Origin of the sequence: Massilia norwichensis (assembly GCF_024753245.1) — a bacterium.
GTDB lineage: Bacteria > Pseudomonadota > Gammaproteobacteria > Burkholderiales > Burkholderiaceae_D > Telluria > Telluria norwichensis.
Genome location: NZ_JANUGX010000008.1, coordinates 98,044 through 110,105 on the forward strand (window position 1 = coordinate 98,044; position 12,062 = coordinate 110,105).

A 12,062-nucleotide genomic window follows, 5' to 3' on the forward strand; every position below is an offset into this window, starting at 1 on the left:
ATGCGCCTTTCTTTCATTGCCGCACACGATCATGGCTGTCATTTCCCTCTCTTCCGCGCAACTGGCTTTCGGCCACGTCGCGCTGCTCGACCATGCCGACTTCTCGCTGGAAGTCGGCGAGCGCGTCGGTCTCATCGGCCGCAACGGCACCGGCAAATCCTCGCTGTTGAAGATTATCTCCGGTCGCTCGAAACTCGACGATGGCCTGCTGGTCATGCAGCAGGGCCTCAAGATCGCCTACGTCGAACAGGAGCCGGTTTTCGACCCGGCGATGACGGTGTTCGACGCCGTCGCCGGCGGCATGGGCGAGCTCACAAGCATGCTGGCCGAGTACGAGTCGCTGACCGGCCAGTTCGGGCAGGGCAATGACGATGCAGTCATGGAGCGCATGCACGAGCTGCAGGTCAAGCTCGATGCGACCGATGCCTGGAGCCTCGATAACAAGGTCGAAACCACGCTGGGCCGCCTCGGCCTGAACGGCGCGGCGCAGATGGGCACGCTGTCGGGCGGTATGCAAAAGCGCGTGGCACTGGCGGTGGCGCTGGTCTCCGGCCCCGACGTGCTGCTGCTGGACGAGCCGACCAACCACCTCGACTTCACCTCGATCCAGTGGCTGGAAGGCCTGCTGCGCGAATTCCGCGGCTCGGTGCTGTTCATCACCCACGATCGCCGCTTCCTCGATAACGTTGCCACCCGCATCATCGAACTCGACCGCGGCCGCCTGCTGTCCTTCCCGGGCAACTTCACCAAGTACCAGGAACGCAAGAAGGAGTTGCTGGCGATCGAGGAGATCGAGAACGCCAAGTTCGACAAGGTGCTGGCCCAGGAAGAAGTGTGGATCCGCAAGGGCGTGCAGGCGCGCCGTACCCGCGACGAAGGCCGCGTGCGCCGCCTGGAAGCGCTGCGCCTGGAGCGCGCCGCGCGCCGCGACCAGCAGGGCCAGGTCAAGCTCGACGTCGGTACCGGCGAGCGTTCGGGCAAGATCGTCGCCGAACTGGAAAACGTCTCCAAACGCTACGGCGACAAGGTGATCATCGAAGGCTTCACCGGCATCGTGATGCGCGGCGACAAGGTCGGCCTGATCGGCCCGAACGGCGCCGGCAAGACCACCTTGCTGAAGATCATCCTCGGCGAGGAGACGGCCGACAGCGGTATCGTCAAGCTCGGCACCAAGCTGAACGTGGCTTACTTCGACCAGATGCGCGCCCAGCTGAACGAAGAGGCCTCGTTGGCCGACACGATCTCGCCGGGCAGCGACTGGGTCGAGGTCAACGGCCAGCGCAAGCACGTGATGAGCTACCTCGGCGACTTCCTGTTCGCACCCGAGCGTGCGCGTTCGCCGGTCAAATCGCTGTCCGGCGGCGAGCGCAACCGCCTGCTGCTGGCGCGCCTGTTCGCCAAGCCGGCCAACTGCCTGGTGCTGGACGAGCCGACCAACGACCTCGACATCGACACGCTCGAACTGCTCGAAGAGCTGCTGGCCGAATACAAGGGCACGGTGTTCCTGGTCAGCCACGACCGCACCTTCCTCGACAACGTCGTCACCGAGGTGATCGTTTCCGAAGGGCAGGGGATGTGGCGCGAATACGTCGGTGGTTACAGCGACTGGGAACGCGTGAAAAACGAGGCTGCCAAAGCGCCGCCGGCCGCGGCACCGGCCCAGGCTGTAAAGACGAGTTCGCCTAAAACGAATGAAATGTCATCCAGCGCACAGAACGCCTCCAGCAAGAAGGTAAAGTTGAGCTACAAGGAGCAGCGAGAGCTGGAGGAACTTCCTCAGCTCATCGCCAGCCTTGAAGATGAGCAGTCGGCAATCACGGCCCAGCTGAATTCGCCAGACTTTTACAAGACCAATCCCGCAGATGCGCGCAGAATGAACGCCCGTTTTGCGGAGATCGAGGACTTGCTGCTTGAAACCCTGGATCGCTGGGAGCGCCTCGAAGCGCGCGCCAGGGGGGAGTAGCATGGCTCGCTAGAGAGCGCAGGCCAGGTGCCTGCTGATGGAGAGACATGACCGAACATGACGACCGCATCGCTCCACCTGGCACGGCAGCCTTGCCTGCCGATGCACCCATGTTCAACGCTGCGGCCTGGGCGCGCATCCTGCCTTTCGCGGCCTACCTGTTCTTCATCGTCGCCGGCGACGTCCTCGAACGCATGGGCGTCGCCGCCTCCACGCTGCTCTGGCTCTATCCCCTCAAGATTGCTGTCGTTGTTTTGCTGCTGGCGCTGTTCTGGCGCCAGTATGCCGAGCTCAAGCCTTTCCGCCTTTCTTCCGTACAAGCGCTGACTGCGCTCGCCACCGGTGTCGTGGTGCTGGTCCTGTGGATCAGCCTGGATGCCGACTGGATGATCTTCGGTTCTTCCGCCGGTTTCGACCCGCGCGGCCAGGGTGGCCAGATCGACTGGCTGCTGGTCGCGATCCGCATCTTCGGTGCGGCCCTGGTCGTGCCGGTGATGGAAGAACTGTTCTGGCGCTCCTTCCTGATGCGCTGGATTGCCGCTCCCAATTTCGAGTCGGTTGAGCCATCTCAACTCGGTCTCAAAAGCTTCATCATCTCCGTCCTGTTGTTCGGCTTCGAGCATAACCTGTGGCTGGCCGGCATCGTCGCGGGCGCGGCCTACAACTTGCTGTACATGCGCCACCGCACGCTGTGGTCACCCATCCTCGCGCACGCCGTCACCAATGGCCTGCTGGGACTGTGGGTCGTCCGGACCGGCAACTGGTCGTATTGGTAAACCATCCAGCGCATTTAACTTTAAGAAGACAAACAATCATGTTGAATTCCCGCGTGCGTCCCCTTGCCCTCCTGCTCTTGTCCGCCTTTGCCGCGATACCGGCCGGGGCAGGACCCAGCGATGCGCTGCACGTCTACGGCGGCGTCGCCTACGGCCACGACGATAATCTCTTCCGCATTCCCGAAGACCGCCCGGCCTTCGACAACACGCGCGGCGACTCGTGGTGGACGCGCGAAGGCGGCCTGCTGTTCGACAATACCTACAGCCGGCAGCGCATCACGCTCGTGGCCAAGCTGTCGAAGACCAACTTCGACCATTTCAAGCAGCTCGATTACGACGGCAAGGACCTGCAGGCCAACTGGGCCTGGCAGCTCGGCAATCATCTGGAAGGCAGGATCGGCACGACCTACCAGCAGGTGCTGGCGCCGTACACCGACTTCGCCAGCAACGAGCGCAACCTGCGCACCACACGCAGCAATTACGTGGACGGCGCCTGGCGCTTCCATTCGGCATGGCGCGTGCGGGCCGGCTTCCAGCGCGACAAGTACAACTACGAGGCGATCAGCAACCGCTACAACAACCGTACCGAGGACACCAGCGAACTCGAACTCGACTACCTGGCGCGCAGCGGCAGCACGGTCGGCCTGGTGGCGCGCCACGTGAAGGGCAAGTATCCGTTCCCGCGTCCGGTCGGTCCGTTCACGGTCAACGACGGCTTCACCCAGGACGAGTTGAAGGCGCGCGTGAAGTGGCTCGCGACCGGCTCGACCACGCTCGATGCGCTGATCGGCTACACGCGCCGCGACCAGGCCTCGTTCGGCGAGGGCAAGACCAGCGGCCTGGCTGGCAAGATCAACGCCACCTACAAGCCGCGCGGCAAGATGACCTATACGGCCGCGGCCTGGCGCGACTTCGCGCCGCTCGAGAGCACGATCGTCAGCTACACCCTGAACAAGGGCGCCAGCGTGGGCGCGCAATGGGATGCGACGGCCAAGATCTCGGTCAATGCCGACGCCATTTACGAACGCCGCAGCTATAGCGCGCGCCGCGAGTTTGCCGGGTCCGACAACCTGCGCGATTCGGTGCGTACGGCAACCCTGCGCGCGACCTGGCGCCCGCGTCCCACACTCCAGGTGCAGGGCGGCGTCGCACACCAGGAGCGCAGCGGCTCCGTGGCCATCGGAACCGGCAGCTTCAAGTCGAACAGCGTGACGCTGACGGCCAACGCCCAGTTCTGAGGCAGTTCTTTCAGGTTCCTATGACGGTCAATGACATACCACTGATATCGTTCTTCCAGCGGGTGCTCGATCCCCTGATCATCATGGGAACCTTGTACCTGTCGGCACTGGTGTACCACGAGCCTTTCTCCGGCTACATGCTGGTGCTGATGATCCTGGCCTTCTTCATTTCGTCGGCCGTGTACCAGCACATCGATCCCTACCGCACCTGGCGCAGCGGACGCATGTGGGCCTACGGGCGCGATACCGTGTTCGGCTGGGGCGTGACCCTGGCCGTGCTGTGGTTCCTCGGCTCGTCGAGCGGCCTGAAGTACTTCTACGATGGACGCGTGCTGCTGGCCTGGGCAGTCGCCACGCCGGTGATCCTGCTCACCAGCCACATCGCCGCGCGCCTGGCGAATGCGCCGGGCCGCAGCAAGGAAGTGCGTTCGGTGGTGGTGGTCGGCGTCAACGACGTCGGCCTGAAGTTCGCGCGCGTGGTCGAACAGCACCCGAATCTGTTCATGGCAGTGCGCGGCTTTTTCGAGGACCGCGCCGACGACCGCATTCCCGCCGACATGCCTTACCCGATGTTGGGCAAGACCGAAGACCTGGCCCAGTACGTGCGCGAGCACGGTACCAAGATGATCTTCATCAGCCAGCCGATCTCGGCCCAGCCGCGTATCCGCAAACTGATCGACGAGCTGCAGGACACCACGGCCTCGGTCTATTTCCTGCCCGACGTCTACATCTTCGACCTGATGCAGGCGCGTTTCGACAACGTCGGCGGCATGCCCGTCATCGCTATCTGCGAGACGCCCTTCATGGGCCTGAACAGCACCATCAAGCGCGCCTCGGACATCGTGCTGGCCTCGCTGATCCTGCTGATGCTGGCGCCGCTGATGCTGGTGGTGGCCATCGCCGTGAAGCTGAGCTCGCCCGGCCCGATCATCTTCCGCCAGCGCCGCTACGGCCTGTATGGCGACGAGATCATCGTCTACAAGTTCCGCTCGATGACGGTGATGGAGAACGGCGGTGCGGTGGTGCAGGCCCAGCGCAACGATGGCCGGGTGACGAAGATCGGCGGCTTCCTGCGCCGTACCTCATTGGACGAGCTGCCGCAATTCATCAACGTGCTGCAGGGCAGGATGAGCATCGTCGGACCGCGTCCGCATGCGGTGGCGCATAACGAGCAGTACCGCAAGCTGATCAAGGGCTACATGCTGCGCCACAAAGTAAAGCCGGGAATTACCGGTTGGGCCCAGGTCAACGGCTTGCGTGGCGAAACCGCCACGCTGGACAAGATGGAAGCGCGCATCCAGTACGACCTGGACTATCTGCGCAACTGGTCCGTATGGCTGGACCTGTGGATCGTGCTCAAGACTGTCAAAGTCGTGTTGATGCGCGAAAACGCATTTTAAATATGTTTTAGAGGAAATTAAGTCTACTTAAGGTTGACTTAAAGGGGCGGATTCAATCGGATCGGCGCTTGCGGGGACGATTGGGCTGCGTAGAATAATTGATGAGATTGCAATATTTTAAGGGGCTTATCCAGATTGGGTCTGCTACCTGAAAGGCAAGCAAGAACATGAAAAAAGCGCTGATCACAGGAGTGACCGGACAGGACGGCTCTTACCTTGCCGAACTGCTGCTCTCGAAAGGCTATGAAGTACACGGGATCAAGCGGCGCGCCTCGCTGTTCAATACCGGGCGCATCGACCACATCTACCAGGATCCCCATCTCGAGGACGCGAACTTTTTCCTGCACTACGGTGACCTGTCGGATACCTCGAATTTGAATCGCATCATGTGCGAGATCAAGCCGGACGAGGTCTATAACCTGGGCGCGATGAGCCATGTGGCGGTTTCCTTCGAGTCGCCGGAATACACGGCCGACGTCGACGGCCTCGGCACCCTGCGCCTGCTGGAAGCGATCCGCTTCCTGGGGCTGGAAAAGACGACGCGCTTCTACCAGGCTTCGACTTCCGAACTGTACGGCCTGGTGCAGGAAACCCCGCAGCGCGAGACCACGCCTTTCTATCCGCGCAGCCCTTACGCAGTGGCCAAGCTGTACGCCTACTGGATCACGGTGAATTACCGCGAAGCCTATGGCATGTATGCCTGCAACGGCATCCTGTTCAACCACGAATCCCCGCGCCGCGGCGAAACCTTTGTGACCCGCAAGATCACGCGCGGCCTGGCGAACATCGCCCAGGGCCTGGAGCAGCAACTGTTCCTGGGCAACCTGGATGCGCTGCGCGACTGGGGTCACGCCCGCGACTACGTCGAGATGCAATGGCTGATGCTGCAGCAGGACAAGCCGGAAGACTACGTGATCGCGACCGGGCGCCAGTACTCGGTGCGCACCTTCGTCGAGCTGGCTGCGCGCGAGCTGGGCATTGAGATCGCCTGGCAGGGGGAGGGCGTGAACGAGCGCGGCGTGATCGCTTCCGTGAGCGGCGATAAAGCGCCGGGGGTTGTGGTAGGCCAACCAATCGTCGCGGTCGATCCTCAATACTTCCGCCCGACGGAGGTCGACACCCTGCTCGGCGACCCCGGCAAGGCGCGCGAGCGTCTCGGCTGGGAACCGCGTACCCCTTTCGAAGCGATGGTGCAGGAAATGGTGGCGGCCGATCTGGACACGGCGCGCCGCCACAAGCTGCTGGCATCGCATGGTTACAACGTTGCAATTTCAATGGAGTGAACGTTGAATACTCAGCCCCGCATCTACGTCGCCGGCCATAACGGCCTGGTCGGCTCGGCCATCGTGCGCACCCTGCGCGCGCAAGGCTACACCAACATCGTCACCCGCAGCCACAAGGAACTGGAACTGACGGACCAGGCCCAGGTACGCGAGTTCTTCCGTACCGAGAAGATCGACCAGGTCTATCTGGCAGCCGCCAAGGTGGGCGGCATCCACGCCAACAATACCTATCCGGCCGACTTCATCTACGACAACATGATGGTGCAGGCGAACGTCGTCCATGAGGCCAGGTTCAATGGCGTACAGAAGCTGCTGTTCCTGGGCTCGTCCTGCATCTACCCGCGCATGGCGCCGCAGCCGATCAAGGAAGAGTACCTGATGAGCGGCATGCTGGAGCCGACCAACGAGCCTTACGCGATGGCCAAGATTGCCGGCATCAAACTGTGCGAGAGCTACAACCGCCAGTACGGGACCGACTACCGCAGCGTGATGCCGACCAATCTCTACGGTCCTGGCGACAACTACCACCCGGAAAACAGCCACGTCATCCCGGCCCTGATCCGACGCTTCCACGAAGCCAAGCTCAGCAACGCACCGGAGGTCGTGATCTGGGGCAGCGGCAAGCCGATGCGCGAGTTCCTCTACGTCGACGACATGGCGGCGGCCTGCGTGCACGTGATGAATCTCGACCAGGCCACCTATGCCAAGTACACCGATCCGATGCATTCGCACATCAACGTCGGCACCGGCCAGGACGTCACCATCGCCGAGCTCGCGCGCCTGGTGGGCGAGGTGGTCGGCTACCGCGGCCGCATCGGCTTCGACACCAGCAAGCCGGACGGCACGCCGCGCAAGCTGCTGGACGTGTCGAAGTTGACGCAGCTCGGCTGGCAGGCCAGCACGCCGCTGTCGGAAGGCCTGCGCCAGGCCTATGCCGCTTTCGTCGAGCTGACGGAGGCGGAACAGAACCGTGCGGCAGCCTGATGGGACGCCGCGCGCGCACGCCTACGGTTGAGTGTTAACCGACGAACAGAGGCGCAAGCGTGCGGCACCCAGAATGCATCAGTAGCAGACTGAAGCTTGAGACTGCTTCGGCATAAAAAGAGTTCCACTAACCCCCAAGGAAACTATCTTGAACACATACCACCTGGCTGCCATGAAAACGACCTCTGCTCCCTCTACCCCGAAGCGCGTGCTGTGCGCCGCGCTGATCCTGGTTGCGGCAACCTTGAGCGCATGCGGCGACAAGGCGACGAAAGAAAAGAAACCGGGACAAGCCCTGGCCAGCGTCAACGGCGAAGAAGTCACGGTGCTGCAGCTGAACGAGGAACTGCAGCGTGCCGGCGTCACGGCAGCCCAGCAGGACACGGCCAGCAAGCAGCTGCTGCAAGTCCTGATCGACCGCCAACTGCTGCAGGAGGCGGCAGCCAAGGAAAACCTGGACCGCGATCCCAAGGTCATGCAGGCGATCGACCGCGCGAAGTCGCTGATCATCGCCCAGGCTTACCTGCAAAAGCGTGTGGGCAACGTCACCAAGCCCACGTCGAAAGAAGTCGAAGACTACTTCAACGCACATCCGGAATTTTTCTCCAACCGCAAGCAATTCAGCATGAGCGAAATCGTCATCGGCGCCAACGATCTCACGCCTGAAGTGCGTGCCGCCGCCGACAGCGCCAAGTCGCTGGAGGAGGTCGCGGTCTGGATGGATGCGCACAAGATCAAGTACGGACGTACCCAGATCACCCGCAGCACCGCCGACGTGCCGCCGCAGCTGTCGTCCAAGCTGCTCGGTATGCCGAAGGGCCAATTGTTCGTGGTCAAGGAAGGCCCGCGTGCGATGTTCATTTCCGTGAACGAGGTCAAGGATGCGCCGGTCACACTGGCGGTCGCCGCCCCGCAGATCGAGCAGTTCCTGGTGAACAAGAAGAACAAGGAGCTGGCTTCGGCCGAGCTGCAGCGCCTGCGCGCCGACGCCAAGATCGAGTACATCAACAAGTCGATGATGCCCGATCCGAAGGCTGCACCGGCGATGCCGGCAGGCGGCGTCCCGACCAGCGCGGTGGCGGGCGCCGATGCCGCGCCGGTCGCCGACCAGAACGGCGGCACGCCGGCCGCCGGTGCGGGCGCAACCCCGGCCCCGGCCGGAGCGCCGGACCGCGACAACGGCACCGACAAGGCGGCGCTGGATCGCGGCGTTGCCGGCCTGAAGTGATACGTCAACATTGATCAAAAAGAGGGAATAAAAATGAAACGACTCGTACACTGGATGATCGCAGCAACCCTGGCACTCGCCGCCGGCTTTACCAACGCGGCCGAAGTCGTGCTGGGACCGGGCGACGTGGTCAAGGCTTCGGTCTATGGCAGCCCGGACCTGGCCACCGAGACCCGCGTCTCGGAAGCCGGCAGCCTGACTTTCCCGCTGCTGGGCGAAGTGCAGGTCGGCGGCCTGACCACGCAACAGGCCGAGAAGAAAATCGGCGGCCTGCTGGAGAAGGGCGGCTACCTGAAGAAGGCCCAGGTCAACCTCCTGATTACCACGCTGGCCAGCCAGCAGGTGTCGGTGCTGGGCCAGGTCAATCGTCCGGGACGTTATCCGGTCGAAGGTAAACGCAAGGTGCTGGATCTGCTGGCCATTGCCGGCGGCGTCAACGCAGAAGGAAGCGATATGGTCAGCCTGGTGCGCACCCGTAACGGCACCACCACCCGCGAAACCATCGACATCGTCGACATGGTGCGCAAGGGCGAACTGAACCGCGACTACGAAGTGGCCGGCGGCGACATCATCTTCGTCGAGCGCGCTCCGCGTGCCTACATCACCGGCGAAGTGAACCGGCCGGGTCCGTTCCGCATCGAGCGCGCGATGACCGTGCAGCAGGCCCTGTCGGCCGGCGGCGGCCTGACCCAGCGCGGCACCCAGCGCGGTCTGCGGATTACCCGCAAGGATGCCAGCGGTGTGGCGAAGACGATGGAAGTGAAGGGTGATGACCTGGTGCAAACCGACGACGTCATCACCGTGAAAGAAAGCTGGTTTTAAGGTAGTTGAGGCCCCGGCGGTCGGGGCTTCTTTGTTCCACCCGTTTTGAAAAAGGTTCATCATGAACGTCCATCAATTCCTGCTGATCTTGCTTGCGCGGAAGAAGATCATCCTGACGACCCTCTTGTTGACGGTCGCGCTGGCCCTGGGCTGGAGCTTAATCCAGGGCAAGACCTACAAGGCGACGGCATCCGTTCTGTTGAACTACAAAGGGGTGGATCCGCTGACCGGGCTGACCATGCCGGGCCAGCTGCTGCCGGGCTATATGGCCACCCAGATCGACATCATCAGCAGCAAGAACGTGGCGCTGCGCGTGGTCGATGCGCTGCACCTGGCCAGCAGCCCGGCCGTGATCCAGCAATTCAACGAAGCCAATGAAGGGCGCGGCTCGGTGCGCGACTGGCTGGCCGACCTGCTGCTGAAGAAGCTCGAGATCGTGCCTTCGCGCGAATCCTCGGTGGTCGAGATCAGCTTCAAGGGCGCCGATCCGGCCTTCTCGGCGGCGGTCGCCAACGCGTTCGCCGACGAGTACGAAAAGATCACCGTCCAGCTGAAAACCCAGCCGGCCAAGAAAGCATCCTCGTATTTCAACGAACAGACCAAGCAGCTGCGCGACAACCTCGAAGCTGCCCAGGCCCGCCTGTCGAAGTACCAGCAGGAGAAGGGCATCGTCAGCCTGGACAACAACCGTGTCGACGTCGAACTGTCGCGCCTGAACGAACTGTCGGCCCAGCTGGTGCAGGCCCAGACCGCCGCGATGGAAGGCAATTCGCGCCAGGCCGCCGCCGGTTCCGCGCTGACCTCGCCGGACGTCGCCAACAACTCCCTGATCCAGCAGATGCGCGCCAACCTGGCTACCGCCGAAGGCAAGTTCGCCGATACCTCGCAGCGCTACGGCAAGAACCACCCGCAATACCAGGCCGCACAGGCCGAGCTGGGCAAAGTCCGCGCGGAGCTGAACGCCGCCCTCGCCACCGTCTCGCGCAGCGTCGGCGCGAATGCCCAGGTGATGCGCCAGCGCGAAGCCGAACTGCGCGAAGCCGTGGCCCAGCAGAAGGCCAAGGTGCTGGAACTGAACCGCGCCCGCGACGAACTCGGCGTGCTGCTGAAAGATCTCGACAGCGCCCAGCGCGCCTTCGACGCCGCTTCGCAGCGCTTCTCGCAAACCCGCATCGAAGCCCAGTCCGAGCAGTCCGACATCTCGCTGCTGAACCCGGCCGTGGCGCCGACCGAGCCGTCCGGCCCGCGCGTGCTGCTGAACACCCTGGTCGGCATCCTGGCCGGTACCGTGCTGGGCGTCGGCCTGGCCCTGCTGCTGGAATTGCTGAACCGTCCGGTGCGCTCGCCGAGCGACGTCAAGGACATGCTGGGCATCCCGGTGCTCGGCACCATCGAATGGAAGACGCCGCACCGCCGCGGCGGCGGCATCCGTTCCCTGATGACGCCGCGCCGCCTGTTGCGCCTGAACTGAAGCGCCTGAATTGATCGAGGACCGACCATGAATTCACCGATGCTATCCGCCGTCCCCGCCGACCACGCCGCCGAAATGAGCATGGGCGCGCTCCTGCTCGATTCCGGCAAGTTGAACCCGGAAGATGCCGAACGCGTGCTGCGCATGCAGAAGGAAACCGGCATCCGCTTCGGCGAAGCGGCCGTGCGCCTGGGACTGGTGAGCGAGGATGATATCCAGCAGGTGCTGGCGCGCCAGTTCTCCTATCCGTATCTGCAGAAAGGGCAGGCCGGCCTGTCGCCCAAGCTGGTCGCCGCCTACGAGCCGTTCTCGCCCCAGGTCGAGTCGCTGCGCGCGATCCGCAGCCAGCTGATGCTGCGCTGGTTCGCCCGCGGCCGGCGCGCGCTGGCCATCGTCGGCGTCGACCAGGACGATGGCGCCGCGCTGTTCGCGGCCAACCTGGCGATCGTGTTCTCGCAGCTGGGCGAACAGACCCTGCTGGTGGATGCCAACCTGCGCGCCCCGCGTCAGCAGGATGCGTTCGCGATCAAGCCGCGCCAGGGCCTGTCGGACCTGTTGGCCGGGCGTGCCGACCTCGACGTGATTGCCCGCGTGCCGGCCTTCGTCGACCTGTCGGTGATGCCTGCCGGGACCCTGCCGCCGAATCCGCAGGAGCTTCTGGCGCGCGAAGGCTTCCGCAACCTGAATACCATGCTCGAAAGCCGTTACGACATCGTGCTGTACGACGTCCCGCCCTTCCAGGCCGGGGTCGACGCGGTGGCGGTGGCCAGCCGCGCCGGCGGCGCGCTGCTGGTAACGCGCAAGAACTACACCCGCATCTCGCACATCGGCCGTACCGCCGAACAGCTGGTCGACGCCGGCTGCGAGATCCTCGGCTCGGTGGTGATGGAGTTCTGA

The 12,062-nt window shown here is 63.5% G+C and carries 10 protein-coding genes; all 10 read left to right on the forward strand.

The features are described 5' to 3' along the window. Positions 1 to 31: 31 nt before the first annotated feature. The 10 genes from NX782_RS08950 (at position 32) to epsG (ending at position 12,062) form a co-directional block, all read left to right on the forward strand. A complete protein-coding gene (locus NX782_RS08950) occupies positions 32 to 1,963 on the forward strand; it encodes an ATP-binding cassette domain-containing protein (protein WP_258845096.1) in 1,932 nt (643 codons plus the stop codon). A gap of 47 nt (positions 1,964 to 2,010) precedes the next feature. Beyond that, positions 2,011 to 2,739, forward strand: a complete 729-nt coding sequence (locus NX782_RS08955; protein ID WP_258845097.1) for a CAAX prenyl protease-related protein — start codon at positions 2,011 to 2,013, stop codon at positions 2,737 to 2,739. Positions 2,740 to 2,777: 38 nt separating this feature from the next. After that, positions 2,778 to 3,977 (forward strand): XrtB/PEP-CTERM-associated polysaccharide biosynthesis outer membrane protein EpsL, encoded by a 1,200-nt coding sequence (gene epsL, locus NX782_RS08960; protein WP_258845098.1) that lies wholly within the window; start codon positions 2,778 to 2,780, stop codon positions 3,975 to 3,977. Positions 3,978 to 3,997: 20 nt separating this feature from the next. Further along, positions 3,998 to 5,377: an undecaprenyl-phosphate glucose phosphotransferase gene (locus NX782_RS08965; protein WP_258845099.1), complete on the forward strand. Its 1,380-nt coding sequence runs from the start codon at positions 3,998 to 4,000 to the stop codon at positions 5,375 to 5,377. 167 nt (positions 5,378 to 5,544) lie between these two features. Next, on the forward strand, positions 5,545 to 6,660 hold the full coding sequence (gmd, locus tag NX782_RS08970; RefSeq protein ID WP_258845100.1) for a GDP-mannose 4,6-dehydratase: 1,116 nt from the start codon (positions 5,545 to 5,547) through the stop codon (positions 6,658 to 6,660). Between the two features lie 3 nt (positions 6,661 to 6,663). Then, positions 6,664 to 7,644 (forward strand): GDP-L-fucose synthase, encoded by a 981-nt coding sequence (fcl, locus tag NX782_RS08975; RefSeq protein WP_258845101.1) that lies wholly within the window; start codon positions 6,664 to 6,666, stop codon positions 7,642 to 7,644. Positions 7,645 to 7,792: 148 nt separating this feature from the next. Next, on the forward strand, positions 7,793 to 8,872 hold the full coding sequence (locus tag NX782_RS08980) for an EpsD family peptidyl-prolyl cis-trans isomerase (RefSeq protein WP_258845102.1): 1,080 nt from the start codon (positions 7,793 to 7,795) through the stop codon (positions 8,870 to 8,872). Between the two features lie 33 nt (positions 8,873 to 8,905). Then, entirely contained in the window at positions 8,906 to 9,694 is a 789-nt protein-coding gene (epsE, locus tag NX782_RS08985; protein ID WP_258845103.1) for a polysaccharide export protein EpsE, read from the forward strand. A gap of 61 nt (positions 9,695 to 9,755) precedes the next feature. Beyond that, positions 9,756 to 11,165 carry a chain length determinant protein EpsF gene (gene epsF / locus NX782_RS08990; protein ID WP_258845104.1) on the forward strand — a complete coding sequence of 470 codons (1,410 nt, stop codon included), beginning with the start codon at positions 9,756 to 9,758 and terminating at the stop codon, positions 11,163 to 11,165. A gap of 27 nt (positions 11,166 to 11,192) precedes the next feature. Continuing rightward, positions 11,193 to 12,062, forward strand: coding sequence for a chain length determinant protein tyrosine kinase EpsG (gene epsG, locus NX782_RS08995; RefSeq protein ID WP_258845105.1), 870 nt, complete (start codon positions 11,193 to 11,195; stop codon positions 12,060 to 12,062).

What these genes read in the sequence shown, in the direction of transcription:
- gmd (WP_258845100.1), top strand. Translation starts at nt 5,545, where the DNA reads ATGAAAAAAGCGCTGATCACAGGAGTGACCGGACAGGACGGCTCTTAC.
- epsE (WP_258845103.1), top strand. Translation starts at nt 8,906, where the DNA reads ATGAAACGACTCGTACACTGGATGATCGCAGCAACCCTGGCACTCGCC.
- NX782_RS08965 (WP_258845099.1), top strand. Translation starts at nt 3,998, where the DNA reads ATGACGGTCAATGACATACCACTGATATCGTTCTTCCAGCGGGTGCTC.
- epsL (WP_258845098.1), top strand. Translation starts at nt 2,778, where the DNA reads ATGTTGAATTCCCGCGTGCGTCCCCTTGCCCTCCTGCTCTTGTCCGCC.
- NX782_RS08955 (WP_258845097.1), top strand. Translation starts at nt 2,011, where the DNA reads ATGACCGAACATGACGACCGCATCGCTCCACCTGGCACGGCAGCCTTG.
- NX782_RS08950 (WP_258845096.1), top strand. Translation starts at nt 32, where the DNA reads ATGGCTGTCATTTCCCTCTCTTCCGCGCAACTGGCTTTCGGCCACGTC.
- epsG (WP_258845105.1), top strand. Translation starts at nt 11,193, where the DNA reads ATGAATTCACCGATGCTATCCGCCGTCCCCGCCGACCACGCCGCCGAA.
- epsF (WP_258845104.1), top strand. Translation starts at nt 9,756, where the DNA reads ATGAACGTCCATCAATTCCTGCTGATCTTGCTTGCGCGGAAGAAGATC.